Here is a 26,431-nt window from a genome sequence, read left to right on the forward strand (position 1 = left end):
TGTGTGGGTCACGTTCGACTGCTTGATATTTCAGGCTGCGAGTTGCGCTGTGGCGGTGAGGGTATCGACGGCGGTGCGGTAGGCGGTGGCAGCTGATCGCAGGCGGCCGGGAGTGGTTGTCGGAGCGGCGAGTTCGGCCAGGCCGGTGCGCAGGACCCGATCGTGGATACAGGTGAGGAACTTCGCGGTGTCGAGTCCGAGGTCGGTGACCTGATACCGGTGGGTGCCCTCGATCCGGACGATGAGGCTGCGGGTTTTCAGCCGGCGCAGGTCGTAGGTCATCTGCCCGGCGGACACTTCGTCCGGGTCGAGTCCACGCAGCTCGCCGGTGAGGGTGCGCAGGTCCTTGTTGGTGAAGCCGTTCGGGTGCAGCCGGAAGACCAGCAGTGCGGAGAGCAGGGCGTGGCTGCGCTGATCGGCGAACCGTAGTCCCGGGACACGGGTGCCGGTGGTGGTGATGACGGGGGCGGTGATGGCGGCGAGGGCGTCGGCGCCGATGATCGGGTCGTGGCTGAGTCGTTGGACGCGCAGTAGGCGGCGGTTGGCGTGGAAGCCGATCTCCCGCAGGGCGGGCAGATGTGTCAGTCGTTTCCCGAGGTGGAAATCGCGGGTGTCGTTGATGGTGGTTTCGGTGCGCAGGGCGCGTCCCTCCTTGTGGTACTGCTTGATGGTGGTGTGTTTGTAATCGACGTGCAGGCTGGGGGTGACGCCCTCGGTGATCACCCGGGTGCGGAATCGCCCGGGGGTGGCACGGGGGCCGCGGCGCATCAACCGCCGGTCGAAGACCAACGTGACCTGGTCGGGGCGGCCGAGATCGAGATTGTCGCGGATGACCTGTTCGAAGAAGACCCGACCGGAAACCGGGGCGTCGAGCATCTGGGTCAGGGAGAACTCCGCCTGCAACACCGACAGGTCGTAGCGGTAGCCGGCGTCCCGATCGGCGTCGGTGAACGGATCCGGCAGAATCGCCAGCCATTTCCGGAGGAGGGCGTCGATCCGTGGACCGGTCAGCCGATCGCAGATCGCCTGCAACGCGTCGGGGTCATCGACGGCGGCGAAGGCGTTGTCGAGCGCGGTGAACCCGAGCCCGGCCCTCGCGGCCTGACGCTGGGCCCAGTGGTGGCCGTTGATACAGAGTTTGGCGTTGTAGGGGAAGTACGAGCAGAACTTGAGGAAGAACGGGCCGAAGTCGGCGTCGACGCAGTAGAAGTAGTAATGGTTGACCACGCCGGTGGACTTGACGATCCACGGATAACTCTTGCCGTCGGCGTCGCGTCGTTTCTCCGTGCGGAACAGTGGTGTCCTCTCCTGCGCCCGGCCAATGAACACCACCCCCTCGGGTGCGGTGAACTGCTCGAGGTACTCGTGCATCACGTCGTCCTTGCGCTGGCCCTTCGCGAAGTCCACCCACGGGATGTGCCCGGTGTCGGCGAAGCGGTGCACCGCCGCAGCGAAGCGGTCGGTGATCCTGGCCAGCGGTGCGGTGGAGGCGACCGGCAATCCCAGCTGCCGATGCACGTAGGCGACCAGGCCGGGAGCGTACTGCAGGCCGGGAACGTAGACGTTGAGGTACATCCGGTCGATGCACTCGACGTCGAAGAGCGTGTGCGTGGTGAGCACGTCGGCGACGCTGCGCGGTATGGTCATGATGAGCTCCGGACGATCGGGCGGCCGGCAGGCCAACCAACCGCTACGACGGTTCATACACCCGATCGACGTCGTCGACCAGGGTCATCACCCCGACCGGCCGGGGCCCCCGGAGCGCAGCCGCCACCACACGACTCGTCGGGCTGGGGCGCAGCCCCGGTAGTACTACAGTCGCGTTTAGGACAGGTGTCCTCGGGCTCGGTAGTGGCATTGTCGGGCCCGGTGTTGATGGCGGCGGCGCCAGTGGGAGCGTGCGAGGACGTGGCGGGGGTCGGGTAGATACGTCCAGATCAGAAGGCAGAGCAGCCGTCGGATCTCCGGGACGCTCAGTGCGATCAACTCGCTGTCGTCGCCGGGTTCTCGGGCCCCCTTTTTGACCGAGTGACGGTGAGGAAGGTGTGCGCGAGCATCGAGAGGGTGATGTGCCGGTACCAGCCCGCGTACTGCCGAACCTGGTAGTGGTCGAGGCCCGTCTGGCCCTTCGCGGTCTGGAAGGTTTCCTCTATCGCCCAACGTGTTCCGGCGACGGTGACCAATTCGGTCAAGGTAGTGCGCGCCGGGCAGTGGCACAGGTAGTACGCCAGGTCCTCCGGATCGGTGCGACTGCGACGGGCCAGGAGCCAGTACACCGCCGTCGGCCAGTTCACCCCGCGCACCGGTGTGCGCGCCCAGTCGTAGAGTCGCTCACCTTTCGCGCCGTCACCGGCCGAGCGGGTCCGCCACGCCTGGGCAGGCACCGCCGCGATCGCCTCGTCGACCCGGAGCTCGGCGCCGTCGACGGTGATGACGCGTTGGTTCACCGAAGTAGCCAGCACGTAGGACAATCCGAGTTCCTCGCAACGGGCACGGAGCCGGTGCACCTGCCCATATACGGCATCTCCGGTGACCCATCGTGCCGGCACGCCGGCGGCGACGGCGCGTTCGAGCATCGCGATCGCCAGCTCGGGTTTGGTCGCGAACTCGCGCTCGGCGGGGATCCCGGCCTGCACGCACCGGTCACGGTCGTCGGTCCAGGCTTTGGGCAGGTACAGCTCTCGGTCGATCAGCGTTCGACCCGCCGCAGTGGCATAGGTCAAGAACACCCCGATCTGGCAATTCTCGACCCGGCCCGCGGTCCCCGAGTACTGCCGGGCCACGCCGGCCGAGCGGGTGCCCTTCTTCAAGAACCCGGTCTCGTCGAGAATCAACACACCGGACGGATCCGCGAGGTGCCCGACCGCGTAATCGCGGACATCGTCGCGGACCGCGTCGGGATCCCAGTCCGCCGTCGAGAGCAGTCGCTGCATCCCGTCCGGCAACCGATCACCCGCGCGCTCGGACAGGGTCCACGAATTCTTCCGCTCCTCACCCGAGAGCAACCCCTGCACATATTCCACCGCATGCTTGCGGGGCTCGGACCTGGCGAAACGATGCCCGATCAAGGCATCGATCTCCGCGAGCCCCTCTGCCCACACCCGCACCTGCGCCACGCACACATCATCGCCCACACACGGACCATGCATCCTGCGACTCTCGGAACTTGAGCCGACACACCGACAAGATCAAAATAAACGCGACTGTAGTACTAGTGCGCGTCGAAGACAGCCTTGCTGCCTTTCGGGTCGGGCAACGGTCTGCGAGGCTAGCGGATCCCGCCACGTCCATCGTCATTTCTGTCGATCCACACGGCCAGCGCGAACCCGGGTCGACCAGTGAGCCGAATTTGGGTGCTCGAGCTGTGATCACCCGGTGGGCCCGACCGTAGTTTCCAGCGTAAAAACAACGATTGAGCCGAGTTGAGGCAATCAGGTCGAAACCCGTTGGGAGAGCGTGACGAAGCTAGTAGGCATCGTGTGAACACCGGCCACAGCTCGGAGTCAATCTGTCGCGGACGGCTCGACTCCCGCGCGTCGGATGGCGCGGTAGACGGTGGATCGGGCGACGTTGAACAGTTCGGCTAGTTCGGTGGTGGTGTGCCGGCCAGCGCGGTGCAGCTCGACGAGGTGGGGTTCCTGGTGCGGGCTGAGCTTGGGTTTCTTGCCGCGGAGCCGACCTTTGGCTTTCGCGACGGCCATCCCTTCTCGGGTGCGAGCCCTGGCCGGGTCGGCTCGAACTCCGCGATCACGGCAGCGTCGTGAACAACAGCCGTCCGATCGGATCGGTGGGGTCGTAGACAGATCCACCGATGTTGAGCTTGACTGTCCGGCCGGTGCGCTCATCGGCGATTGGTCGGCGTACCCAGAGGCGCTCAAGTGCGCAGACCTCGATCACTCGGATCGGGCGGGACCGTTCGCCGGCGGGACGACGACGCGAACGGTGAGCGAACGCCGGATTCCTAGAGTGTGAATCCCCAGGCGTGCTCCGCGTCGGAGCTGCCGACTCGAGCTTGCCGAGCGATTGCCTTACGAAAAGCGGTTTGAGACACCATCAGTCCCACGTTGGGACGTTGCAGGAAGCGGAACCGAGACGATGAGCAGCCCTGAAGAATGCAGAATCACCCAGAACTGCGCACCGGGCGGTCACTATGACACGACGTTGAGCAGTGCCGTCACAAGAGCACGCATCGCCCGCACGGTCGCAGCGAACGAGGGAATCTCCACGCACCAACTCGTGGCCCTCCTCGACGTGACGGAATGGCCGATGCAGCAGCTCCACAGCTACGCGCTGGCAGCAGGAGCCCGGGCTGACAGCGAAGGTCGTTGGTGGCCCCGGCCGACGAATGGGCCGCCGTTCGCTGACTCCTTCCCTGTCTAGGTCTAGATCCAAACGTCCGGCAAAGGATCGATGATCGGTCAGTTCATCTGGGGCCAGCAGCCGCGTGGACTCGCCTGGACAGACGACGATGTCGGCGGCGGTGTGGCTACCACCGCTCGGCGGATCGCGGTCCGGGTCCGGGGGATGCGCATGCCCGCTCGAGTTCGTCGAGGACCAAGTCGCCAGGTACTCGTACTCGTCGCCGAAGTCGTACCCGGGTTGTATGGCGTGCTGCGCGACGAACTCGGTGAGGTGGGGGTACTCGTCCGGCCGGAGTCGGCCCAGGATCGTCTCCGCCATCGAGGCGAGCTCCAGGAGAAACCCGCGGGCTGCTGACTACCAACACCGCGTCGTGGTGGCGCAACGTCCCGGGCGGGGATTGGCCCGCGACTCCAACAGAGCGGTGGCCCAACGATGACGTGCGTGCACTCCGCGCGCCGAGATTCTCGCCGCCGCGTGGCCGCCTACCAGTCGGACCCCATCGTCGGCGGCGAAGACGCCGTCGAGGATGTCCTCCTTGTGCGCCAGGTGCCGGTGCAGAGACATCGCCTCCACCCAGAGGGTGTCAGGACCCGGTTGCGGAGTGCAGGCGGGTGTCGCGCCCGCCTCTCCCGCGTGAGCGCCGGAGCCACGGTGGTGGCGCGGACGCGGCAGGGTCGACCGGCCCGGGCGCGCCGACCCTGAACCAGGCATCTCGACGGTCGGCGTCTGCTCGCTGCCCGACGACCGTCGGCACTATCCTGTCCGGCGGTGGCACAACGCCGCGCCGATGTCCCCGGGAGGGCAACCATGTTCGTGCTGGTGCGTCACGCGGACGCCGTCGCCAAGAAGGCGTGGCAGGGCCCGGACGTGGTCCGCCCGCTCAGCCCCCTCGGCCACCAGCAGTCCGCTCATCTCGTCGATGCCCTCGCCGATGTCGCACTGTCCGCGTTGTTCTCGAGTCCCACCGTGCGCTGTCGGCAAACCCTGCAACCCCTGGCGGTGGCGCGTGGACTGCCGATCGTCGACGATTCGCGTCTGGTCAGGGACGCCCCGGTCGGTGCGCTGCTCTCCGCGCTCGGCCGGTGCGACGACGGGACTCTCTGGTGCACGCACGGGGAGGTGTTCGACCAACTGGCTGCGGCCGCGACCGCCCACAGTGCCGCGCGCTTTCTGCCGACCGGGAAGACCGCGAAGGGTGGTCTGTGGATCGTGCACCCTGACCGCGGTCCCCGCTATGTCGGGCCGAACCCTCGAACCTGACCGGCCGATTCGGGCTCCGACCACCGCGGCCATGCCACTGGACCCGGTCGGCCAGCAGTCGGCTGGGATCCGGCGCCGCCGGCAGCCACACGGAACCCGCCACTCGCCCAAGCATGTGGCGGGCAATGGATTCCCGTCGTCACGTTCCTGCAGGTCTCGGCCACCGCTACGTCGAAGACGTCGCCAACGGCTGGGCCGCCGTCCTCCAACCGCCCAGGTGGACACCGGAGAATGACCGAACGACTGCGCCCCATCATGCGCGCCGACGAAGGAGGCGGTTGGCGTGCTCGTCGTGGCGGCGGGGCGCGGTGTATTCCGCGACGGTGGCCGCCACCGCGTCCTCCAACGGGGTGGCGTGGTCACCGAGCACACTGGTGTACGCGGTGTGGTCGACGACGTGGTCCTCGTCGAACTCGTAGAGCATCTCGGCGATCTCGCGAACCGCCGGCACCATTGACCCGACCAGACGCAATTGCCAGGCCCGGACCGGGCGCAGCCGCAACGGTGCCGCGGCGGCGAGGCCCGCGGCGATGGTGGCGAACTCGCGGGTGGTGACGGTGGTGGCGTTCGGGACGTGCCAGGCGTGCCCCCAGGTCGCCGGTGTCTCGCTCAACCGGACCAGCGCCTCACCGAAGTCGGGGACATAGGTATAGGCGTGGAGGCGGTCGGGATCGCCCACCACGTCCACCCGCTCGCCGCGGCAGAGCGGTCCGAAGAAGCGGTCGCCGACCGCGGACGCAGTGACGCCGGGCCCGAAGAAGTCCGATGCCCGCCCGGCCACGACGCGCAATCGCCCGGCCTGGTGTGCGTCGGCGAGGTCGCGCCACATCTGTGCCCGCACCCGGCCCTTGCGAGTGGTCGCGGCCAGGGGGAGCACCTCGGTGAGCGGCCCAGAAACTGGGCCGTAGCCGTAGACGTTCTCGGCCGCTACCAGCAGCGCCCCGGCCTCGGCGGCGGCGTCGACCACCCGACTCTGCAAGGCCCGGAACTCCTGCGGCCAGCGGTGATAGGCGGGTTGGGCGCACTGGAACAGCACCTCGGCTCCGGCGGTCGCGGCGGCGGCCGCGCTCGGGTCGCCGAGGTCGGCCCGCAGGCTGATCGCCCCGGGGACCGCCTGTCCGGTGCGGGTCACCACGGTGGGGGTGATCCCGCGCGCGGTGAGTGAGGAGATGACGGCGCGTCCGACCGGACCGGCACCGAGCACAACGTGTGATGTGGTGGCCATTTTTTGGTGACTCCTTCGAGGGGGCGGGCAGTAGGGCCGGCTTCTGCGATCACCGGCACGGCAGAGCCAACAGCACTTATCGACTATCGACCGAATTCCGAACAGTGTTCGACATGACGAGTGTACTGTTCCCGAACGATGTTCGGAAGATGGCGGAATTCTGGGTAGTGTGGACCGATGTCCAGTGGGAAGCCGGAGACCCGACGGGAACGGCAACGCCGCGAACTGCTGACCGAGATCGAGGCCGAGGCGCGGCGCCAGCTCACCCAGGGTGGGCCCGGAGCGGTATCCATGCGGGCGATCGCCCGCGCCGTCGGACTCGGACCTGCCTCGCTCTACACCTACTTCGGCAGCCTCGACGAGGTGTTCACCCTGCTGCTCCTCGGGAGCTACCGAAACCTGGCCGCGGCCACCATGAAAGCGGTCACCGCCTTCGACGACGCACCGCCGGCGGACCGGGCGATGATCGGGACCCTGGCATACCGGAACTGGGCCCTGACACATCGCAGCGAATTCAACCTGATCTTCTCCGACCAACTGCCCGGTTACCAGGCCCCGCCCGGCGGCCCGACCATCGCCGCACAGACCGCGGTGTTCGCACCGATCGTCGACGCCCTGGCCGACCTCGACGCCGCCGAGCTACCCGCCGACGAGCTCGCCGTCGTCTGGACGGCGTTCCACGGCGCCGCGACCCTGGAGGTCAATCACCACCTCGTCTGGGTCGACGATCCGGCCGCGGTGTACGAGCTGGCAGTGCGCCGCGCGTTCGCCGGCGCCGGTCTCCCCACCCCCGCACCGGACCTGCGGACACGATTCGAGCAGTGGGTGGCGACCGCCCACCCGTGACGTCCGAACCCAACCCGCCCGTGAGGGAATTCAAAAGCCGCCGGATCGCGGAAGGATGCCCGAGTCAAATGCGCTTGCTCGCAAGATCGGTGGCGCGCGCGGACGACAATCCCGCACGAAAACAGTCGCTTCGTCTTTTTGGGCAACACATGGCGGCAGATTCCTTCGTCGTGCTCGGGGACACCACGGTGGCTCGGCGGGTGTGTTCGTCGCTGGCGCAGCGCGGGCACGAGGCGCGCCACCTTGTCGGGCCCGACGACGAACTCCGTATTCGACCGCACCATCGGGGACCAACTGGCGCGGTTCCTGCCCCAGTGCGATGTCACCTCACCCGCGGATCTGGCCGCCCCGTCACTAGCCGGTTCGTGCATTGACCCGGCCGGTTGGCGGTCACCCTGGTCGGCCAGCGGCCGCGGGGCATCCGCGGCGTCGGTGCGGTGCTCGACGAGGTCCCGGTCACCCTCCGGGCGCCACGCCCGTGGCGCACCTGGCCGATGCAGGTGGCCGGCCTGTGGGGCTCGCACGAGACCGGCACCCGGATCCTGCTGGCCGGGTTGCTCGGGCTCGCCGCCGTGCTGGTCGGGGACTGGGCGTGGCTGATGTCGGGACCAGCCGACCCGCCCGCCTTCCGGTGGAGAGAAGACTGGTCTCATGACCGGTCACAGGCGGTGGACGCCACTGCCGCCGCATCGCACACCGACGCCACCATCAGCGGAGGATTTGTACGACGACCTGCGAGAACGACTGCCCGCGGAGCTGCGTGATCAACCCGACGATAAGATCCCGCAGCTCTGGGCGGCGTGGTCCGAGGCGAGATCCGGGTACGACGCCGCTCACCTCATCCGAACCTTCCAGCTCGCCCCGACGCTCGCACATCGCCTCATCGACCTCGCACACGAGCGTCAATCCTGACCCAGGCGCAACAGCGAAACGGTCCGGCGCCTGCGAATGGGTGGCAGCCGATGGCGCCACACCGCGGTTCGACAGTCCCGTCACCCGAGTCGGCATATCAGAACTCACCGCGTTCCGGTCAATGCGCCAGTCGACGAATCCCCAAGGAGCACATCGTCCTGCTCGGCCGGTCATCGCCAGAGGGGGCGTGCCGCCTTGCGTGCCGCCCGCCACTGACCGTCCAGGCGTTCGGCCTGCTCGTCGCCGATCCGCAGTTCCTGTTGATAGAGGATGCCGAGCCCGAAACTCGACTGTGCGGTGTGATCGCGGGCGGTGAGGATACCGAGGAGCCGCTCCCGCGCCACCGCCGAATCCTGAAATTCGCCGAGGACGTCCTGGAAGTCGTTGAAGTGGCCCAGTGCACGTTTCGTCCTCTTCGGGGCGAGGGGGCGGATCACCTCCATCGCGTAGCGCATCCGCTTCGCGCCCTTGCGGGCGCGGTGGATCCGCTCGTCACGCTCGGTGCGCGAGCCGCTGTCACTCACCTTGTCGACCCGTTTGGACACCTTGGTGGCCAGTTGTTTCAGCGTCCGCACGAGGTCCGCCGCCGTCGCGTTCCCGGTCGCTGCGCCTGTGGCCGGTGCGTGCGTCGACGGGCCTGGTCGGGATCTCGCGGCGAGTTCGTCGACGATTCCGTTCAGCGAATCGAGGAGCGCACGATAGCGGTCCGAATCGAGTGCACCGAGCGCCGAGTTCCGAGCCACCTGGGCCTGTTCGGCGAAGTACTCGTTCACGCGGGCGTACACGGATTCCTGTCCGGGTAGGGCCGCCGACTCGGTGATCCGGGTGATGATTCGCTGCCACTGAACCTCGACATCGCGCGCCTCACTCAGTCGTCGGCCGAGCCATCGCAGGTCCAGGACGAGCGGCTGCGCTGCCTCGGTGAGTCCGAGCCCGGGGGCGTATGCCTGTAAGGCGCTGCGGGCGCGTCGCGCCGCCTTGCGCATGTCGTGGATCGCCTCCGGCTCGTCACGCCGGACGGCGCTGTCGGCGACGCCGAGATTGTGGATCTCCCGCTGCAGGTACCGGCGGAGGAAGTCTCCGGGTTCGCTGGACTTGCGACTGCGTCGTTCCTCGACGGCGGGGGCCTGTGTGGTGCTCATCGGAGCCCTCCTCGGTGGTCGGCGAACCCCATGACTCCACTGTCCCACCACGCCGAGCGCGTGGGTGTGAGTCGACCAATAATCTTCGATATCACCGCTGGTCAAGACCGTTACCTGCGGCGACACGCCGACGATTGCGGGTGTCACCCATCATCTGCATCCCCCGCAAAGTGCTACGGTGGTCGGCGTGCCCAAATCGACCACCCCTCCCGACGCGTTGCTGCGCAGCGCAGCATTCGTCGTTGCCGACCTCCATCGGGTGGGGCGTGTGCAGCTCGATTCTGCGCTGGCCGATGAGGGGTTATCCCTTCGAATGCATTGGATCCTTGCGTGCCTGAAGCAGGAGGGTGAACTCACCCAACGTCAGGTGTGCGACGTTCTCGCCGTCGACCGCAGCGACATGGTGCGCCTGGTCGACGGCCTGGAGAAACGAGGCTTCGTGGTGCGAAGAAAACACGCCAAGGACCGGCGAAAGCAGCTGCTCTCGCTGACCGAGGACGGCGAGCAGACGGTGGCGCGGACCGAAGAATTGGTCGACGGCGCCACCGACACAGTGTTCGCCGATCTCACGGTGAAGGAACGCCGGACCCTGCATCGGCTCGCGCTGCGCGCCCTGGGCCATCCGAAGGAACTCGCCGACATCGGCGCCTGACGCCTGACGCCGACGCGACCTCCGTCGCCCGCGCCACTGTCGCTCATCGATCTCGGGTTCCTGGCCCCGGCCTGCCCACCTCAGACCCCGGCGTGCCCACCCCAGAGAGGAACAACGGTTCTCCATGTCCGTCTCACTCAGAGAACGGCTCCTTCCCGCCGAATTCACCCGCGGTGATCTCGCGGCCCCGCCCCGCACCCTGCTCGACATCCTCGAGGCGACCGCCCGTCGGTACCCGGACGCGCCCGCGATCGACGACGGCGATGCCACCGTGACGTATGCGGAGTTGATCGTGCAGGTACGCGAGGGTGCGCGCCGGCTGGCGGGCCGCGGGGTGCGGGCCGGCGACCGGGTGGGCATCCGGATGCCCTCGGGTTCGCGGGAGCTGTATCTGGCGATCCTGTCCACGCTGGCCGCGGGCGCCGCGTACGTCCCAGTGGACGCCGACGACCCGGACGAGCGGGCCGAGTTGGTGTTCGGTCAGGCGCGGGTCAAGACGATCGTCACCGCGGAAGGCGCCCAGGCCTTGGCGTCGGTGCCGGCCGAGGTGTGTGTCCCGACGCCGGATGACGACGCCTGGATCATCTTCACCTCCGGCTCCACCGGCACCCCGAAGGGGGTCGCCGTCTCACACCGCAACGCCGCCGCCTTCGTCGACGCGGAGGCCCGCCTGTTCCTGCAGGGCGCCCCGCTCGGCCCCGGCGACCGGGTCCTCGCCGGTCTCTCGGTGGCCTTCGATGCCTCCTGTGAGGAGATGTGGCTGGCGTGGCGGCACGGGGCCTGCCTGGTCCCGGCGCCGCGGTCGCTGGTGCGCAGCGGCATGGATCTCGGTCCGTGGCTGATCTCCCGCGAGATCAGCGTGGTCTCCACCGTGCCCACGCTGGCGGCGTTGTGGCCCGCGGAGGCGCTGGAATCGGTGCGGCTGTTGATCTTCGGCGGCGAGGCCTGCCCACCCGAACTGGCCGCGCGCCTGGCGGTGCCGGGCCGGGAGGTGTGGAACACCTACGGTCCCACCGAGGCCACCGTCGTTGCCTGCGCCGCGCCGTTGACCGGGACCGGACCGGTCCGGATCGGACTGCCCCTCGACGGCTGGGACCTGGCCGTCGTCGACGCCGACGGCCACCCGGTCGCCGAGGGTGAGGTCGGTGAGCTGGTGATCGGCGGGGTCGGGCTGGCTCGCTACCTCGACCCCGCCAAGGACGCGGAGAAGTACGCGCCGATGCCGACCCTGGGCTGGGACCGCGCGTACCGCAGCGGCGACCTGGTGCGGCTGGACCGCGCCGGGCTGCTGTTCCAGGGCCGCGCCGACGACCAGGTCAAGATCGGTGGCAGGCGCATCGAGCTCGGCGAGGTGGACGCGGCGCTGCAGTCGTTGCCCGGGGTCGCCGGGGCCGCTGCCGCAGTCCGCACCACCGCCTCGGGCAGCGCGCTGCTCGTCGGATACCTCGCCGCACCGAAGGACTTCGATGTTGACGAGGCCAGGGCCCTGCTGGCCGGACAGCTTCCGGCCGCACTGGTGCCCCGCCTGGCCGTGCTCGACGAGCTGCCCACCCGCACCTCCGGCAAGGTGGATCGGAATGCACTGCCCTGGCCGCTGCCGGGTACCGGCCCGCACGAGGCCGCCGCGGCGGAGCTGGAGGGCACCGCGGCCTGGGTCGCCGAGTTGTGGGCCCGGATTCTCGGCGCGCGGGTGGGTGGGCCCGACGACGACTTCTTCGCGATCGGCGGGGGCTCGCTCAGCGCCGCCCAACTGGTCAGTGCCCTGCGGGAACGGTTCCCCGAGGTCACCGTCGCCCAGCTGTACGACCACCCGCGGCTGGGATCGCTGGCCGAGTTCCTCGACGACCTGGCCCCTGCGTCAGTGGTCGAAGCGCGCACAGTCACCCCCACATCGCGCCGCGCCCAGTGGGCGCAGCTCGCACTGTCCGTGCCACTGAGCACCCTGACCGGACTGCAGTGGGTCACCTGGTTGGCGCTCGCGAACAACATCGCGGCACGGTTCGTCGACCTCCCCTGGGCACCGACGCTGCCCTGGCCGGCGGTGGCGGCGATGTTCCTGCTGTTCATCACCCCGCTCGGCCGAATGACCATTTCCGTGCTCGGAGCCCGCATCCTGCTGCGGACGCTCACACCGGGCACCTACCCCCGTGGCGGCTCGGTGCATCTGCGACTGTGGCTGGCCGAACGCCTTGTCGAGGCCAGCGGCGCCGCGAACCTGTCCGGTGCACCGTGGATGATCTACTACGCCCGCGCGCTGGGCGCGAAGATCGGCCGCGGCATCGACCTGCACACCCTGCCCCCGGTCACCGGGATGCTCGAACTCGGTGACGGCTGTTCCGTCGAACCGGAGACCGACCTGTCCGGTTATTGGCTCGACGGCGACGTCCTGCGCGTCGGGTCGATCAGTATCGGCGAACGCGCGACGGTCGGCGCCCGGTCGACACTGTTTCCCGGGGCCACGATCGGGCGCGACGCCGAGATCGCCCCCGGGTCCGCGGTGCTCGGCAAGGTCAAGGCCGGTCAGCGCTGGGCCGGATCACCCGCCGCCAAGGTCGGCAAGGCCCGCCACCGGTGGCCGGCGCAGCGTCCCGAGCCCGCGACCCGATGGGTGCCGGTCTACGGACTCACCTCGCTGGCGCTGTCCGCGATGCCGCTGATCGCACTGGGCTGCGGGTTGGCGTTGCTCGGCTGGTGGATCCGCGGCGCCGAAACCGTCGGTGCCGCCGCCGCCGCGGCGCTGCCAATGCTTCCCGCCGCCACCCTGCTCGCACTCATCGTGTTCGCCGCCCTGACCGTCCTCGCCGTCCGGTTGCTCGGCATCGGCCTGCGCGAGGGATATCACCCGGTGCGCAGCCGCATCGGGTGGCAGGTCTGGGCCACCGAGCGTCTGATGGACGCCGCCCGCACCTTCCTGTTCCCGCTCTATGCGAGCATGCTGACCCCCGGCTGGCTGCGCCTGCTGGGCGCGAAGATCGGGAAGAACGTCGAGGCCTCCACCGTCCTGCTCGTGCCGAAGTTCACCACCGTCGCCGACGGCGCATTCCTCGCGGACGACACCATGATCGCCGCCTACGAACTCGGCGGCGGGTGGCTGCGGATCGAGCGGGCCAAGGTCGGCAAACGCGCCTTCCTCGGCAACTCCGGCATGACCGGGCCCGGACGCCGGGTACCGAAGAACGGTCTGGTCGCGGTGCTGTCCGCCGCGCCGAACAAGTCGAAGCCCGGCTCGTCCTGGCTGGGCAGCCCGCCGGTGCGACTGCGGCGGGCCGCGAACGAGACGGACGCCGCCCGCACCTTCGCGCCGCCGCTGCGGCTCAAGATCGCCCGCGCCGCCGTCGAGACATGCCGGTTGATCCCGGTCGTGATCAGCTTCGGAATCGGGCTCGGCGTGCTGTTCGGGCTCGAGGCGTTGGCCGGTACCTTCGGCTACCTCGCCGCGGCCGCGCTCGGCAGTGTCGTCCTCATCCTCGCCGGTGCGGTAGCCGCCGCGGTGTCGGTGGCCGCGAAGTGGGTCCTCGTCGGACGCATCGAGGCGATCGAGCATCCGCTGTGGAGCTCGTTCGTGTGGCGCAACGAAGTCTGCGACGCCTTCGTCGAGACGGTCGCCGCACCCTGGTTCGCACGGGCAGCCACCGGCACCGCCGCACTGAACACCTGGCTGCGGGCCATGGGCTCCCACCTCGGACGCGGCGTGTGGTGCGAAACCTATTGGCTCCCCGAGGCCGATCTGGTGCACCTCGGCGACGGCGCCACCGTCAACCGGGGCAGCGTCGTGCAGACCCACCTGTTCCACGACCGCATCATGAGCCTGGACACCGTCACCCTCGGCGCGGGCGCCACCCTCGGACCGCACTGCGTCGCCCTTCCCGCCGCCTCCCTCGGCGACGGCGCCACCGTCGGCCCCGCCTCACTGGTAATGCGCGGCGACACCGTCCCACCGTCCACCCGCTGGCAGGGCAACCCCATCGCACCCGCGACCTGACCGACCCACGTACGGCAGGAGTCAACCACCCCAGGCGAGCTCCTGCGCTGGGTAACGACGTTCGTGTACACGGACAGCTCGGAGCCGCTCGGCGACGTGGGTCGGCGGGGTCGGCATCGTGTGTTCCTACCAATCGTGTTCCTACCAAAGGACTCGACATGAACACACCGGCAAGTCGAGGGGTGGTGGTCGGTGTCGACGGATCACCGGCCGCCCGTAGAGCTGCTGCATGGGCAGCGGCACTCGCCTCCCGCACCGGGACACCGCTGCGGGTCGTGCACACCCTCCCGGAGGCCCTCTACCTGATGACCGATGTCGCGGTCATGGGGCAGGGGCCCGCCATCGCTCAACACCGCAAGGCCGGTGAAAAGGTTCTCGATGAAGCGTCCACCGAAGTGCGCCTCCGATTCCCCGAACTCGACGTGCACTCCGACCTGGTGCCCGGCCCGACCGCTCCGGCGCTGGCGGCAGCAGGTGCGACCGCGGGGATGATCGTGCTCGGTGCCGGCAGCCCACCGGGTGTGGGGGCACTGACGGCGGGATCGACCGCCATCGCACTCGCCAGGCATGGCACCTGCCCGATCACGGTGTGCCGCCAACAGTCCGAGATGTTCCCGGATCGGCGGCCGGTCGTCGTCGGCATCGATGACAGTGATTCCAGCGCCGCCGCCGTGTTCGCTGCCTTCGAGTTCGCGCACCTGTTCGGGGCACCCGTGGTCGCCGTCCATGCGTGGTCGCCCCGGCACGCGGCCGGGAACGTGACCATCCCATTCCTGGTGGACCGGGATGCCCTCGAGGAATCCGAACATGATGTGCTGGCCACACACCTCGCCGAGGTAAGGGAGCGGTACCCCGGCGTCGCTGTCACCGAGGTGGTCGAGCCGACGACTCCGGCCCGGTTGATCCTCGATCGGGCCACCGACGCGCAACTGATTGTCGTCGGCAGCCACGGCCACGGTCGTCTCGCCGGCGCAATCCTCGGATCGGTGAGCCACCATCTCCTGCACCACAGCCCGTGCCCGATCATGATCCACCGCGCACGACACCACTCGAATGTGAGGAGTGGCTGTTAGCACTGGATCAGTCGTCGTACGAGCAGGTGATTGCCGCACTCGAGTTACTCGCGGACCGCAGCTCTGCCGGCCTCTGGTCGATACGGTGAAGGCATCAGGTCACATGAACATGAAGGAACTCAGTCCGGGGTCGAGTGGCCGCTCGGAGCTGCAGGTGTTGTTCGCGGTCGACCCCGAACTGAAGGCGATCCTGCCGGTCGCCGGCAACAAGGCCGGGAAAACCTGCCCGGCGCCCACGGCGCCGACTCGGCCGGGATCCCCACACCCCCAGATCGTGGCCCCGCAGAGGTTCGGTGACGAACGCGATGTTCGGGATCAGGACCACCTCGGTGACGACGGTCAGTGTTCTCGAACTGTTCCTCGACCTGCTCCGCGAGTTGATTACCGTCGAACAACCCGGCAAGCATCTCGTGATCGCCGTCGAATTGATCCAGGCGCCTTGCCAACGGACCGGGCAGCCGACAGGGCACCTTTTCCGCTCGCGGGCACTCGGCGACATACGGTCTCACCCCCGGATCGACGGTTTGGTATGACGATTCTTCTACAGGACGGATGTGGGCGGAGGGTGGATGATCGAGGAGTGAGCAACGGCGACGCACCCGATCAGAACACCGACATCAATGTGGAGACCGGTGGACGCGACGGTCGCGTCCTCGCGCCACCGCCGACCATTCCCGGGGCGCCGCCAGCCGCGACCAGCGCAGTGCCGAGTGCGCTCGCCGACGGGCTCCCCGAAAATCGCTACTTGAACCGTGAACTCAGTTGGCTCGATTTCAATTCACGGGTGCTCGCACTCGCCGAGGACACGTCGCTGCCGCTGCTCGAGCGCGCCAAGTTCCTCGCCATCTTCGCCTCCAACCTGGACGAGTTCTTCATGGTCCGGGTCGCCGGTCTCAAGCGCCGCGACGAAACCGGTCTCTCGGTGCGGTCCGCCGACGGCCTCACCCCTCGTGAGCAGCTCGCACTGATCGCCAAGCTCACCCAGGAGATCTCGGACAAACACGCTCGGGTGTTCCTCGACTCCGTGCGGCCGGCGCTGGCCGCCGAGGGGATCTCGATCGTCCGCTGGTCCGATCTCGACGACGACGACCATGCCCGGCTGACTGTGCACTTCCAGGACCAGGTGTTCCCGGTCCTCACACCGCTCGCCGTCGACCACGCACACCCGTTCCCCTACATCAGTGGCCTGAGCCTCAACCTCGCGGTGACGGTGAAGGACGCGCTCACCGGTGGCGAACACTTTGCGCGTGTCAAGGTTCCGGACAACGTGGGCCGGTTCGTCCGCGTCCGCCGCGACGAGACACCCTCGTCCATCGACGCGTTCCTCCCGATGGAGGAATTGATCTCTGCGCACCTCGACGCGTTGTTCCCCGGCATGGAGATCGTCGAGCACCACGCGTTCCGCATTACCCGCAACGCCGATTTCGAGGTCGAGGAAGACCGCGACGAAGATCTTCTGCAGGCCCTCGAGCGGGAATTGGCCCGCCGACGCTTCGGATCCCCGGTCCGACTCGAGGTCGCCGACGACATGACCGAACACATGCTCGACCTCCTGCTGCGCGAACTCGACGTCGACCCCGGCGACGTCATCCAGGTGCCCGGACTGCTGGATCTGTCGTGCCTGTGGCAGGTGTACGCCGTCGACCGGCCCGCCCTCAAGGACGCGCCGTTCGTGCCGGCAACGCATCCGGCATTCGGCGAGCGGGAAACACCCAAGAGCGTCTTCTCCACCCTCCGCGACGGCGACGTCCTGGTCCACCACCCGTACGACTCGTTCTCCACCAGCGTGCAACGCTTCATCGAACAGGCCGCCGCCGACCCCCAGGTTCTGGCCATCAAGCAGACGCTCTACCGCACTTCCGGCGACTCCCCCATCGTCGACGCCCTGATCACCGCCGCCGAGGCCGGCAAACAGGTTGTCGCACTGGTCGAGATCAAGGCGAGATTCGACGAGCAGGCGAACATCAAATGGGCCCGCAAACTCGAAAAAGCCGGCGTACACGTGGCGTACGGACTGGTCGGGCTCAAGACCCACTGCAAGACGTGCCTCGTCGTCCGCCGCGAGGGGTCCACCATCCGGCGTTACTGCCACATCGGCACCGGCAACTACCACCCCAAGACCGCCCGGCTGTACGAAGACATCGGTCTGCTCACCGCGGCACCGGAGATCGGCGCCGACCTCACCGACCTGTTCAACTCCCTCACCGGCTACTCACGGAAAACCCAGTATCGCAACCTCCTCGTCGCGCCCTACGGCATACGGCGGGGCATCATCGAGCGGATCGACGGCGAAGTGGCGCGCGCACTTCGCGGCGAGGACGCGGGTATTCGCTTGAAGGCGAACGCGTTAGTGGACGAACAGGTGATCGACGCGCTCTACCGTGCGTCGCAGGCCGGTGTGCCCGTGCAGATCGTCGTCCGCGGAATCTGCGCGCTGAAACCGGGGGTGCCCGGACTGAGCGAGAACATCCACGTCCGGTCGATCCTCGGCCGTTTCCTCGAACACTCGCGGGTCCTGCACTTCCGCGGGGCGGACGAATACTGGATCGCCAGCGCCGACATGATGCACCGCAACCTCGACCGCAGGGTGGAGGCCGGAGTCCAGGTGAAAGATCCGCGGCTCACCACGCAATTAGGCGGCCTCTTCGATTCGGCGCTCGACCCGAGGACCCGGTGCTGGGTGCTCCACCCCGACGGAAGCTGGGCCGCGTCACCCGCCCACGGCGAAGACGTCCGCGAACATCAAGAGGCACTCATGCGGGCCCGGACGACCAGCGGGTCCTGACCCTATGAACGGCCCCCGTCATTCACCGAGTGGGTCCGAATCCGGACGATCCACAGAACGGTGATCGGATTGGTGTATCGCCGTCGATCGCGATGGTGTGTCCGACGGCGAGTGAGGCAGCGAACGATCACTGCTCGTTCGACACCATGGGCCAGCGGTTTCGGCGGGACGGTCATTCCCGGGAGGTCAGGTCGTCCGCCACGATGGCGCGCACGTCGGCCGGCTCGGTCACTTCCTTGACTGCAGCCACTGTCTCCGAGACGTTGAGGTCGTCGTAGCTGTCGATGGGCAGCTCGCCCGGTTCGAAGACTCCGGCCGCGGTACGGGCTGTATGCAGCGCTTCCGCGACCCCGTCGGCTCCTTCGCGGCGGGTGACCTTTCCGCGGTTTCGAGGGCGCTCATCCCCCGGCTTGCGCGGCACCCGACCACCTACCAAGCCGGCGCGGACAAGAGGCACACGCGAACACTCGCCGGCCACATGCCCGCCACCGCACCGACACCTTCCGGGACTACCGTGGTGGGCGGTTGGTCAGACCCGGAAGGGGGCCGATCGCCTCGGTGGGGCGCTGAAGTCGTCGCGCATCGTCAGGGCGCTCGGCTCTGGCCGGCCAACCGGGTCCCCACGGGCACGGGCACCCCACGACAATGGCCGGGACGGCGCTCAGTGGCGTCGAGTCATGGCTGCTCGAGCGGATCCGAAAACAGCTTCGTTGAAACGTAGTGCTCCACTCCTGAGGGTAGCCGCGGCCCTGTCGAGCGATCCCTCTGCAGGACGGTCCGTGCTCAGGCTGTGGGCTTGCCGGGATCAGGCTCCGGCTACCCAGGATGCACGGGCTGCTACGCCTCTGCGATGAGGGTTCGGAGCTCCTCGCCGAGTTCGGGGGTGGCCGCGACGATCCCGCTCCAGCGGCGGGTGAGGTCGGTGTCGAACTCGACGGGCCGGCCGAAGGCATCAAGGACGACGCCACCGGACGCGCCAACGAGGACAACGGCCGCGGCGATGTCCATGAGACGGTGGGTGTCGCTTCCGGCGTCGACGAACGCATCTACGGCTCCCGTGGCCACCAGGACGGCGTCGAGGGTGCTGCAGCTGAGGATCCGGATGCGGGTCGCCTTCTGCGCGACGCGGGTCCACGCGTCCCAGTTGCGCGGGTGCGGGCGCAGCATCGACACGGCGGCGTCCGCGACGGACCGGCAGCCGCTGGTGAGGTAGGGCGAACCAGTGCGTGACGCCCACCAGCGCTCGTCCGTGTGCAGCCAGCTGGTCATGGCCTCGGTGAACTCACCGTCCACGACGACGGCCGCGCTGAAGCAGGCCAGCGGCACACCGGCGGCGGCGTTGGCCGAGCCGTCGACCGGGTCGACCACCAGGGTGACGGCCGAGCCGACGTTCAGGCGCTCGATCTCGCACTCCAGTTGGTCCGCGATGGTGCGGTACCGATGCTCCGTCATGGCGACCACTGTCACGTGCCTAGTAGCGTGTCGCTGCTTAGTTCTGCCTTGTTTCGTTTAAGTTGGAGGCGGCAGACTTCCCCTTCCCCTCTGCCGGTCAGGACTGTTGTCAATGCCTTCGCAGAAGAAGCGTCCGGTGACGTTGAGCTCGGCTGATCGTGAGTTCTTGGAACGGTTGACCACCACCGGGGTGCATCCGGCCTCGATGATCCGACGGGCCCGGGTGTTGCTGGCGCTGGACACCTCGGTCGGGGCGGTCGATGAGAAGAAGGTGATCGCGGCACGGTTGGGGGTCTCGGGTGAGACGGTGCGGCTGGTGGCCAAGCGGTTCGCTGAAACCGGTCAGGACGTGGAGGCCACGATCGGGCGCAAGCAGCGTGACCTGCCACCGGTGCCCTCGCAGATCACCGGCGAGATCGAGGCCAGGTTGATTGCGTTGGCCTGCTCGAAGCCGCCCGAGGGTCATGCCCGGTGGTCGCTGCGACTGCTGGAGAAGCACGTCGCCCTGGTCGAGGACATCCCAGACCTGGACCACTCGACCATCGGCCGGATTTTAAAAAAACGAAACTTCGTCCTCACCTGAAGAAGTGCTGGACCATCCCACCAAAGGCGAACGCGGAGTTCGCAGCCCGGATGGAAGATGTCCTGTCGGTCTACGCCCGCCCCCACAACCCCTCTCGCCCGGTGGTGTGCATGGACGAGAAGCCCTACCAGCTCCTCGCTCACGTGCGTGACCCGATCCCTGCAGGCCCGGGACGCGATCTGAAGGAGGACTCCGAGTACGTGCGGCACGGGACCTGCTCGATCTTCTGCTGGGTCGAGCCCCTGGCCGGCTGGCGGCGTGTCGATGCCCAGCCCCGGCGCACCAAGATCGACTGGGCCCGGCAGGTCAAAGAGCTTCTGTGCGTGGACTACCCGGACGCGGAGACGGTGGTGCTGGTGATGGACAACCTCAATACCCACGGCATCGGATCGCTCTACGAGGCCTTCGAGCCGGCCGAGGCGTTCGCGCTCGCGCAGCGACTCGAGATCCACCACACCCCCAAGCACGGCTCGTGGCTCAACATCGCCGAGATCGAACTCTCGGTGCTGACCCGCCAGTGCCTGGACCGGCGCATCGAGGACCTCGAGACCCTGGGCGCCGAACTCGCCGCCTGGCAACGACAGACCAACGCCGATCAACGCCAGGTCCAGTGGCACTTCACCACCGACGACGCCCGCATCAAACTCCGCCACCTATATCCCAACACTTAGCAGCGACACGCTACTAGTTGTACGGACAACTGCCCTGCAGGTAACCGGGAAGGAAACGCCGCTGAACGTGCGGGCAAGTTGTCAGGCATTCCGCGCCCGTGCGTGGTTGAGGAGGACCTGGACTCGCATGTTGTCTCAGGACTCCGTCAACACATCTGTCTCAGGACCTCGCGGACAGTCTGGTCAGTGGTTGAAATGCAATTAATCGGTCGAGTGTGCGTTCGCGTGATGTGCACTTGGCCCGCAATCAGGTGACCGCCTGCTGGCGATGGCACCGACACTGCCCGAGCGCACTCAGAGCGCTCTGATCGGCGCCGGCCAGGTCGCCTGGCAGCAGGTTCAGTCGGGCTCCCCACATCGGAAGCGACATCGAGCGGCACGGCCCAGGGCCCCGGCGCCTGGTGATCGGCGCTCGGTGATCGCCCGCGTGTAACGCCGCGGCCTCCACCGCGAATAACCAGCGAACGTTGTCCGCGCCCACTCCGGGGCACGGGAGACAGGCAACAACCACCTGATGTCAACACCCCCGGGTGGGGCGTGTCGCCACGGGTATCGACGATGCGCAGCGAAGAATCAACGTAGAACGCAACAAGCGAGGAGGGTCCGATGAACCCCAGCCGGATGCGCAGACTCCGGCCGGTACCCAACACCGAGCCGCAACTGACGTTCCGCACCATCCACGGATACCGACGCGCCTTCCGCATGACCGGCAACGGCCCCGCACTGCTACTGCTGCACGGCATCGGCGACAACTCGACGACATGGACCGAGATCATCCCGCACCTCGCCGAGAACTACACCGTCATCGCACCCGACCTACTCGGCCACGGCCGCTCCGACAAACCCCGCGCCGACTACTCCGTCGCCGCCTACGCCAACGGCATACGCGACCTACTCTCCACCCTGGGAATCGACCACGCCACCGTCATCGGACACTCACTCGGCGGCGGCATCGCGATGCAATTCGCCTACCAATTCCCACACATGGTGGATCGGCTCATCCTGGTCTCCGCCGGCGGCATCACCAAGGACGTTCACCCACTCCTGCGCCTCGCAGCGACACCGATCCTCAACGAGGCACTGAAATTGCTGCGCCTGCCGGGAGCGGTGCCCGCGGTGCGATGGGTGGGAACGGTGTTGACCCGGCTGCACGGCACCCCCCTGCACCCCGGTGCCGCGCTGCACGACACCCCGGATCTGGTGCGTATCTTGACCGAACTGCCCGACCCCACCGCATACGAGGCCTACCTACGCACCCTGCGTGCGGTGGTCGACTGGCGCGGACAGACGGTGACCATGCTCGACCGCTGCTACCTCACGGCCAGTCTCCCCGTTCAACTCATCTGGGGAGACCGGGACACCGTCATCCCCGTCAGCCACGCCCACACCGCGCACACGGCAATGCCCGGCTCCCGCCTGGACATCTTCCCAGACGCCGGGCACTTCCCCTTCCGGGACGACCCCCTGCGCTTTGTCCACACCGTCGAGAAGTTCCTCTCCGATACCCGCCCCTCACCATTCGACGAGGCCAGATGGCGGCAACTACTCAACACCGGAACGGTCCAGGCGGCCCTCACCCCCGACGCTTCGACGCGTGCCACCGTGCTCGACGCGGTCGGACCCGCCGAAAGCAAAGCCACCTGACTCGCGCTCACAAGACCGACCCCGGGCACAACACCCACCCGGCACCCGGGTACGAACCCACACGGCACGGTCACCGGCCGCAGGCAGGCGCCCCTCCGGCGCCCATGGTGGCTTCGGCATGGCGGTACCACCACACGACACGTCAGGCGCTGACGTCGCCACCCACGGGACCGCGCCGAGGCCATCTCCGTGCGCGTTTCAGCACGAAGTGTGCGTTTTACTGCAAGACCGGAGACCCCCGCCGGAGGGATGCTTTATGCAGGCCATGACACAGCATGCGGGAGCGCACTCTGATGACTGCAGTACACGAGAACGTCGGTGCCACAGGGCTTCCTGATGGAATCGCAACGCAGCTGTTCATCGGCGGACAGGCCGCCAGTCGCACCTCGCCGCGCGATCCACTGAGCGTGTCACCGTTCAATTCCGAAAGCGACCCATCTGCTGTGCCTGATCATCCGCACCACCCCATCGACCGGAACTGGCAGCACCGCGCCTCCTGCCGCGGCACCGACACCGACATGTTCTTCTCCCCCGACGGTGAACGCCGTAGCGTCCGCGCCCGGCGCGAGCACGCCGCCAAACAACTCTGCCAGAGCTGCCCCGTACTCACCGACTGCCGCACCCACGCCCTCACCACCACCGAAACCTATGGCATCTGGGGTGGCCTCTCCGAAACCGAACGCGCCCGCCACACCCGACGCACCCGCCGCGCGACTTCCCGATCCCCGGGCGGCACACTGCGCCGTCTCACTCTCTGACCGGAAAATGCCGAAGGTGGGTGGCAGGCGATAGCATCCGGCGTAGCTTGCGGAGCCGGATCAGTTTGTGAAGGTATGTGTTTGGGTTAGGCAGCGGGCGTGACGGTGACCCGGTAGCCGAGGGCGGCGAGCTGGGCGAGGTGGCTGCGAAGCTTGCGTTCGGTGTTGATGTGGCGGGTGTGATAGTCGGCGCCGAGGTCGTGGAACCGGACGTTTGTGTCGATGAGCAGATGCCAGACCACGACGAGGATGGAGCGGGCGACGGCGACGAGGGCTTTGAGCTTGCCGCGACGTTTGACGATTCGCCGGTAGCGTTCGCCGAGGAAGGTGTTTGTTTTGGCGGCTGCGGCGGCGGCCTCGCCGAGCACTCCCTTGAGATAGGGATTGCCCTTGCCGGTTCGACCGCCGCGCTGGATCGGCCCGGACTGGATGGTGCGCGGGCACAGTTTCGCCCACGACACCAGGTGCGCGGCCGTGGGAAACACTGTCATGTCCGGTCCGACTTCGGCGAGAATGATCTGCGCGGCGCCACGCCCGACGCCGGGAATTTCGTCGAGCCGCTCGATCACAGTGAGTCCAGACCCGCCGCGCGCCGCGTCGTGGCCGTCGGCCGGCACCGTGTCACCGGGCTCGTCGATGCTGGTGACCAGCAGGTCGTCGATGCGGGTGGTGAGCCTCGCGATCTGTGCGTTGAGGGTGTCGATCTGGTCGAGCAGCATCCGGGCCAGCTCGGCGTGATGATCGTCGAACCGGCCGGTGAGGGCCTCGACGAGGGCGTTGTGCTTGGCTTTCATCGCGCCGCGGGCCAGACCGGCGAGCCGCCGCGGGTCACGCTCGCCCGCGATCAGCGCCTCCAGCATGTCGCGCACCGACAGGGTACCCAGACTGGAAGCCACCGACGACACCTTGATCAGCGCGTCCTCCAGCAGTTTCTCGAGTCGTTGCCAATAGCGGGTGCGATCACGGGTCAGATCGATCCGCAGCCGGGTGTAGTCGCGCAACTGCCGGATCGGTTGCGGCGGGACGAAACTCGGCCGCAGTAGACCTTTCTCGGTGAGTTTGGCGAGCCACACGGCGTCGAGCTTGTCCGTTTTCGGGCGTCCCGGCACGTTCTTCACATCGCGGGCGTTGACCAGCTGCACCGTCAACCCGGCCGATTCGAGCAGATAGAACCAGATCCGCCAGTAGTCCGAGGTCGATTCAACGGTGATCCTCTCGATCCCCGCCGCCACCAGCTGCTCGCCGAGATCCGTAATCGCGGCAGTCGTGGCCGAGACGTCCCACACCGTGCTGCCGCGCCGGCCTGGTCGCTTCGGATCCGGTGTCCGGGTGCACACCTTGCCCGAGGCCTTGGCCACGTCGATGGCGCACACACACTCGACCACCAGTTCGTGCTCAGCATCGGGAATCTGTTCCGGCAATGAATTCACTTCTGTTGTCCTCCTTCCGCATCCCACACGCATACACAACGGCGGGCCGCCTGGGGGCCTCGGTCAAGGGAACCGAAATTCTGACCGGAAAATGCCGAAGGTGGGTGGCAGGCGATAGCATCCGGCGTAGCTTGCGGAGCCGGATCAGTTTGTGAAGGTATGTGTTTGGGTTAGGCAGCGGGCGTGACGGTGACCCGGTAGCCGAGGGCGGCGAGCTGGGCGAGGTGGCTGCGAAGCTTGCGTTCGGTGTTGATGTGGCGGGTGTGATAGTCGGCGCCGAGGTCGTGGAACCGGACGTTTGTGTCGATGAGCAGATGCCAGACCACGACGAGGATGGAGCGGGCGACGGCGACGAGGGCTTTGAGCTTGCCGCGACGTTTGACGATTCGCCGGTAGCGTTCGCCGAGGAAGGTGTTTGTTTTGGCGGCTGCGGCGGCGGCCTCGCCGAGCACTCCCTTGAGATAGGGATTGCCCTTGCCGGTTCGACCGCCGCGCTGGATCGGCCCGGACTGGATGGTGCGCGGGCACAGTTTCGCCCACGACACCAGGTGCGCGGCCGTGGGAAACACTGTCATGTCCGGTCCGACTTCGGCGAGAATGATCTGCGCGGCGCCACGCCCGACGCCGGGAATTTCGTCGAGCCGCTCGATCACAGTGAGTCCAGACCCGCCGCGCGCCGCGTCGTGGCCGTCGGCCGGCACCGTGTCACCGGGCTCGTCGATGCTGGTGACCAGCAGGTCGTCGATGCGGGTGGTGAGCCTCGCGATCTGTGCGTTGAGGGTGTCGATCTGGTCGAGCAGCATCCGGGCCAGCTCGGCGTGATGATCGTCGAACCGGCCGGTGAGGGCCTCGACGAGGGCGTTGTGCTTGGCTTTCATCGCGCCGCGGGCCAGACCGGCGAGCCGCCGCGGGTCACGCTCGCCCGCGATCAGCGCCTCCAGCATGTCGCGCACCGACAGGGTACCCAGACTGGAAGCCACCGACGACACCTTGATCAGCGCGTCCTCCAGCAGTTTCTCGAGTCGTTGCCAATAGCGGGTGCGATCACGGGTCAGATCGATCCGCAGCCGGGTGTAGTCGCGCAACTGCCGGATCGGTTGCGGCGGGACGAAACTCGGCCGCAGTAGACCTTTCTCGGTGAGTTTGGCGAGCCACACGGCGTCGAGCTTGTCCGTTTTCGGGCGTCCCGGCACGTTCTTCACATCGCGGGCGTTGACCAGCTGCACCGTCAACCCGGCCGATTCGAGCAGATAGAACCAGATCCGCCAGTAGTCCGAGGTCGATTCAACGGTGATCCTCTCGATCCCCGCCGCCACCAGCTGCTCGCCGAGATCCGTAATCGCGGCAGTCGTGGCCGAGACGTCCCACACCGTGCTGCCGCGCCGGCCTGGTCGCTTCGGATCCGGTGTCCGGGTGCACACCTTGCCCGAGGCCTTGGCCACGTCGATGGCGCACACACACTCGACCACCAGTTCGTGCTCAGCATCGGGAATCTGTTCCGGCAATGAATTCACTTCTGTTGTCCTCCTTCCGCATCCCACACGCATACACAACGGCGGGCCGCCTGGGGGCCTCGGTCAAGGGAACCGAAATTCTGACCGGCGTGCTCGGAGCAACAATGCGTGACCCTTCCAGGTCGGGGCCCCGGCGCCAG

Annotated in this window: 20 protein-coding genes and 3 pseudogenes; 14 read left to right on the forward strand and 9 right to left on the reverse strand. The window is 67.7% G+C overall.

The window, feature by feature from the left end; all coding sequences use genetic code 11:
- Positions 1–30 precede the first annotated feature (30 nt).
- The 3 genes and pseudogenes from JWS14_RS03120 to JWS14_RS51690 form a co-directional block, all read right to left on the reverse strand.
- Positions 31–1,647 (reverse strand): hypothetical protein, encoded by a 1,617-nt coding sequence (locus JWS14_RS03120; RefSeq protein ID WP_206012473.1) that lies wholly within the window; start codon positions 1,645–1,647, stop codon positions 31–33.
- 335 nt (positions 1,648–1,982) lie between these two features.
- Complete coding sequence (locus tag JWS14_RS03125) at positions 1,983–3,149, reverse strand: IS701 family transposase (RefSeq protein ID WP_420855107.1); 1,167 nt, start codon at positions 3,147–3,149, stop codon at positions 1,983–1,985.
- A gap of 354 nt (positions 3,150–3,503) precedes the next feature.
- Positions 3,504–3,852, reverse strand: a pseudogene (locus JWS14_RS51690) (helix-turn-helix domain-containing protein); the annotation flags it as partial.
- A 558-nt stretch (positions 3,853–4,410) separates the two neighbouring features.
- Here JWS14_RS51690 and JWS14_RS03135 point away from each other — a divergent pair.
- The 3 genes and pseudogenes from JWS14_RS03135 to JWS14_RS51695 all read left to right on the forward strand — a co-directional run.
- Positions 4,411–4,716, forward strand: a complete 306-nt coding sequence (locus tag JWS14_RS03135; protein ID WP_095863900.1) for a hypothetical protein — start codon at positions 4,411–4,413, stop codon at positions 4,714–4,716.
- A 453-nt stretch (positions 4,717–5,169) separates the two neighbouring features.
- Positions 5,170–5,622 (forward strand): SixA phosphatase family protein, encoded by a 453-nt coding sequence (locus JWS14_RS03140; RefSeq protein WP_095863898.1) that lies wholly within the window; start codon positions 5,170–5,172, stop codon positions 5,620–5,622.
- Between the two features lie 125 nt (positions 5,623–5,747).
- A pseudogene (locus JWS14_RS51695) lies at positions 5,748–5,807 on the forward strand (hypothetical protein); the annotation flags it as partial.
- Positions 5,808–5,875: 68 nt separating this feature from the next.
- On the opposite strand, the gene JWS14_RS03145 reads toward JWS14_RS51695, so the two are convergent.
- On the reverse strand, positions 5,876–6,847 hold the full coding sequence (locus tag JWS14_RS03145; RefSeq protein WP_206012474.1) for an NAD-dependent epimerase/dehydratase family protein: 972 nt from the start codon (positions 6,845–6,847) through the stop codon (positions 5,876–5,878).
- A gap of 177 nt (positions 6,848–7,024) precedes the next feature.
- On the opposite strand from JWS14_RS03145, the gene JWS14_RS03150 reads away from it, so the two are divergent.
- Together JWS14_RS03150 and JWS14_RS03155 are read left to right on the forward strand one after the other, a co-directional pair.
- On the forward strand, positions 7,025–7,693 hold the full coding sequence (locus tag JWS14_RS03150) for a TetR/AcrR family transcriptional regulator (RefSeq protein ID WP_095863896.1): 669 nt from the start codon (positions 7,025–7,027) through the stop codon (positions 7,691–7,693).
- A 383-nt stretch (positions 7,694–8,076) separates the two neighbouring features.
- Positions 8,077–8,457: a hypothetical protein gene (locus tag JWS14_RS03155; RefSeq protein WP_206012475.1), complete on the forward strand. Its 381-nt coding sequence runs from the start codon at positions 8,077–8,079 to the stop codon at positions 8,455–8,457.
- Between the two features lie 318 nt (positions 8,458–8,775).
- Here JWS14_RS03155 and JWS14_RS03160 read toward each other — a convergent pair whose 3' ends face one another.
- Positions 8,776–9,747, reverse strand: coding sequence for a CHAD domain-containing protein (locus tag JWS14_RS03160; protein ID WP_206012476.1), 972 nt, complete (start codon positions 9,745–9,747; stop codon positions 8,776–8,778).
- A 187-nt stretch (positions 9,748–9,934) separates the two neighbouring features.
- Here JWS14_RS03160 and JWS14_RS03165 point away from each other — a divergent pair, with 187 nt between their 5' ends.
- The 5 genes from JWS14_RS03165 (at position 9,935) to JWS14_RS03185 (ending at position 18,239) form a co-directional block, all read left to right on the forward strand.
- Positions 9,935–10,399 (forward strand): MarR family winged helix-turn-helix transcriptional regulator, encoded by a 465-nt coding sequence (locus JWS14_RS03165; RefSeq protein ID WP_206012477.1) that lies wholly within the window; start codon positions 9,935–9,937, stop codon positions 10,397–10,399.
- A 124-nt stretch (positions 10,400–10,523) separates the two neighbouring features.
- The gene (locus JWS14_RS03170; protein ID WP_206012478.1) at positions 10,524–14,381 is read left to right on the forward strand and encodes a Pls/PosA family non-ribosomal peptide synthetase; all 3,858 of its coding nucleotides are present in this window, start codon (positions 10,524–10,526) and stop codon (positions 14,379–14,381) included.
- Positions 14,382–14,539: 158 nt separating this feature from the next.
- Complete coding sequence (locus tag JWS14_RS03175) at positions 14,540–15,454, forward strand: universal stress protein (RefSeq protein WP_095863891.1); 915 nt, start codon at positions 14,540–14,542, stop codon at positions 15,452–15,454.
- Between the two features lie 293 nt (positions 15,455–15,747).
- Entirely contained in the window at positions 15,748–15,987 is a 240-nt protein-coding gene (locus tag JWS14_RS03180) for a hypothetical protein (protein ID WP_179377689.1), read from the forward strand.
- 47 nt (positions 15,988–16,034) lie between these two features.
- Positions 16,035–18,239 (forward strand): RNA degradosome polyphosphate kinase, encoded by a 2,205-nt coding sequence (locus tag JWS14_RS03185; RefSeq protein ID WP_095863890.1) that lies wholly within the window; start codon positions 16,035–16,037, stop codon positions 18,237–18,239.
- Positions 18,240–18,435: 196 nt separating this feature from the next.
- Here JWS14_RS03185 and JWS14_RS03190 read toward each other — a convergent pair.
- Positions 18,436–18,638 (reverse strand): annotated as a pseudogene (locus JWS14_RS03190) (ferritin-like domain-containing protein); the annotation flags it as partial.
- A 438-nt stretch (positions 18,639–19,076) separates the two neighbouring features.
- Positions 19,077–19,691 carry an inositol monophosphatase family protein gene (locus tag JWS14_RS03195; RefSeq protein ID WP_241031249.1) on the reverse strand — a complete coding sequence of 205 codons (615 nt, stop codon included), beginning with the start codon at positions 19,689–19,691 and terminating at the stop codon, positions 19,077–19,079.
- 112 nt (positions 19,692–19,803) lie between these two features.
- Here JWS14_RS03195 and JWS14_RS03200 point away from each other — a divergent pair, with 112 nt between their 5' ends.
- The 4 genes from JWS14_RS03200 to JWS14_RS03215 all read left to right on the forward strand — a co-directional run bounded on the left by JWS14_RS03200 (position 19,804) and on the right by JWS14_RS03215 (position 23,347).
- Positions 19,804–20,274, forward strand: coding sequence for a helix-turn-helix domain-containing protein (locus tag JWS14_RS03200; RefSeq protein WP_241031199.1), 471 nt, complete (start codon positions 19,804–19,806; stop codon positions 20,272–20,274).
- Positions 20,163–20,945: an IS630 family transposase gene (locus JWS14_RS03205; RefSeq protein WP_206012265.1), complete on the forward strand. Its 783-nt coding sequence runs from the start codon at positions 20,163–20,165 to the stop codon at positions 20,943–20,945. The genes JWS14_RS03200 and JWS14_RS03205 overlap by 112 nt, the downstream gene beginning before the upstream one ends.
- Positions 20,946–21,551: 606 nt before the next feature.
- Positions 21,552–22,589 (forward strand): alpha/beta fold hydrolase, encoded by a 1,038-nt coding sequence (locus tag JWS14_RS03210; RefSeq protein WP_095863889.1) that lies wholly within the window; start codon positions 21,552–21,554, stop codon positions 22,587–22,589.
- A 443-nt stretch (positions 22,590–23,032) separates the two neighbouring features.
- A complete protein-coding gene (locus JWS14_RS03215; protein WP_072951436.1) occupies positions 23,033–23,347 on the forward strand; it encodes a WhiB family transcriptional regulator in 315 nt (104 codons plus the stop codon).
- Positions 23,348–23,433: 86 nt separating this feature from the next.
- Here the strand turns inward: JWS14_RS03215 and JWS14_RS03220 are convergent, their stop codons facing one another.
- The gene (locus JWS14_RS03220; RefSeq protein WP_420855132.1) at positions 23,434–24,768 is read right to left on the reverse strand and encodes an IS110 family RNA-guided transposase; all 1,335 of its coding nucleotides are present in this window, start codon (positions 24,766–24,768) and stop codon (positions 23,434–23,436) included.
- A 179-nt stretch (positions 24,769–24,947) separates the two neighbouring features.
- The gene (locus JWS14_RS03225; RefSeq protein ID WP_420855132.1) at positions 24,948–26,282 is read right to left on the reverse strand and encodes an IS110 family RNA-guided transposase; all 1,335 of its coding nucleotides are present in this window, start codon (positions 26,280–26,282) and stop codon (positions 24,948–24,950) included.
- Positions 26,283–26,431: the final 149 nt, after the last annotated feature.

Origin of the sequence: Rhodococcus koreensis (assembly GCF_017068375.1) — a bacterium.
Classification (GTDB): Bacteria; Actinomycetota; Actinomycetes; order Mycobacteriales; family Mycobacteriaceae; genus Rhodococcus_F; species Rhodococcus_F koreensis.

What these genes read in the sequence shown, in the direction of transcription:
- JWS14_RS03170 (WP_206012478.1), top strand. Translation starts at nt 10,524, where the DNA reads ATGTCCGTCTCACTCAGAGAACGGCTCCTTCCCGCCGAATTCACCCGC.
- JWS14_RS03200 (WP_241031199.1), top strand. Translation starts at nt 19,804, where the DNA reads ATGCCTTCGCAGAAGAAGCGTCCGGTGACGTTGAGCTCGGCTGATCGT.
- JWS14_RS03140 (WP_095863898.1), top strand. Translation starts at nt 5,170, where the DNA reads ATGTTCGTGCTGGTGCGTCACGCGGACGCCGTCGCCAAGAAGGCGTGG.
- JWS14_RS03120 (WP_206012473.1), bottom strand. Translation starts at nt 1,647, where the DNA reads ATGACCATACCGCGCAGCGTCGCCGACGTGCTCACCACGCACACGCTC.
- JWS14_RS03175 (WP_095863891.1), top strand. Translation starts at nt 14,540, where the DNA reads ATGAACACACCGGCAAGTCGAGGGGTGGTGGTCGGTGTCGACGGATCA.
- JWS14_RS03195 (WP_241031249.1), bottom strand. Translation starts at nt 19,691, where the DNA reads ATGACGGAGCATCGGTACCGCACCATCGCGGACCAACTGGAGTGCGAG.
- JWS14_RS03145 (WP_206012474.1), bottom strand. Translation starts at nt 6,847, where the DNA reads ATGGCCACCACATCACACGTTGTGCTCGGTGCCGGTCCGGTCGGACGC.
- JWS14_RS03125 (WP_420855107.1), bottom strand. Translation starts at nt 3,149, where the DNA reads ATGCATGGTCCGTGTGTGGGCGATGATGTGTGCGTGGCGCAGGTGCGG.
- JWS14_RS03210 (WP_095863889.1), top strand. Translation starts at nt 21,552, where the DNA reads ATGAACCCCAGCCGGATGCGCAGACTCCGGCCGGTACCCAACACCGAG.
- JWS14_RS03160 (WP_206012476.1), bottom strand. Translation starts at nt 9,747, where the DNA reads ATGAGCACCACACAGGCCCCCGCCGTCGAGGAACGACGCAGTCGCAAG.
- JWS14_RS03150 (WP_095863896.1), top strand. Translation starts at nt 7,025, where the DNA reads ATGTCCAGTGGGAAGCCGGAGACCCGACGGGAACGGCAACGCCGCGAA.
- JWS14_RS03135 (WP_095863900.1), top strand. Translation starts at nt 4,411, where the DNA reads ATGATCGGTCAGTTCATCTGGGGCCAGCAGCCGCGTGGACTCGCCTGG.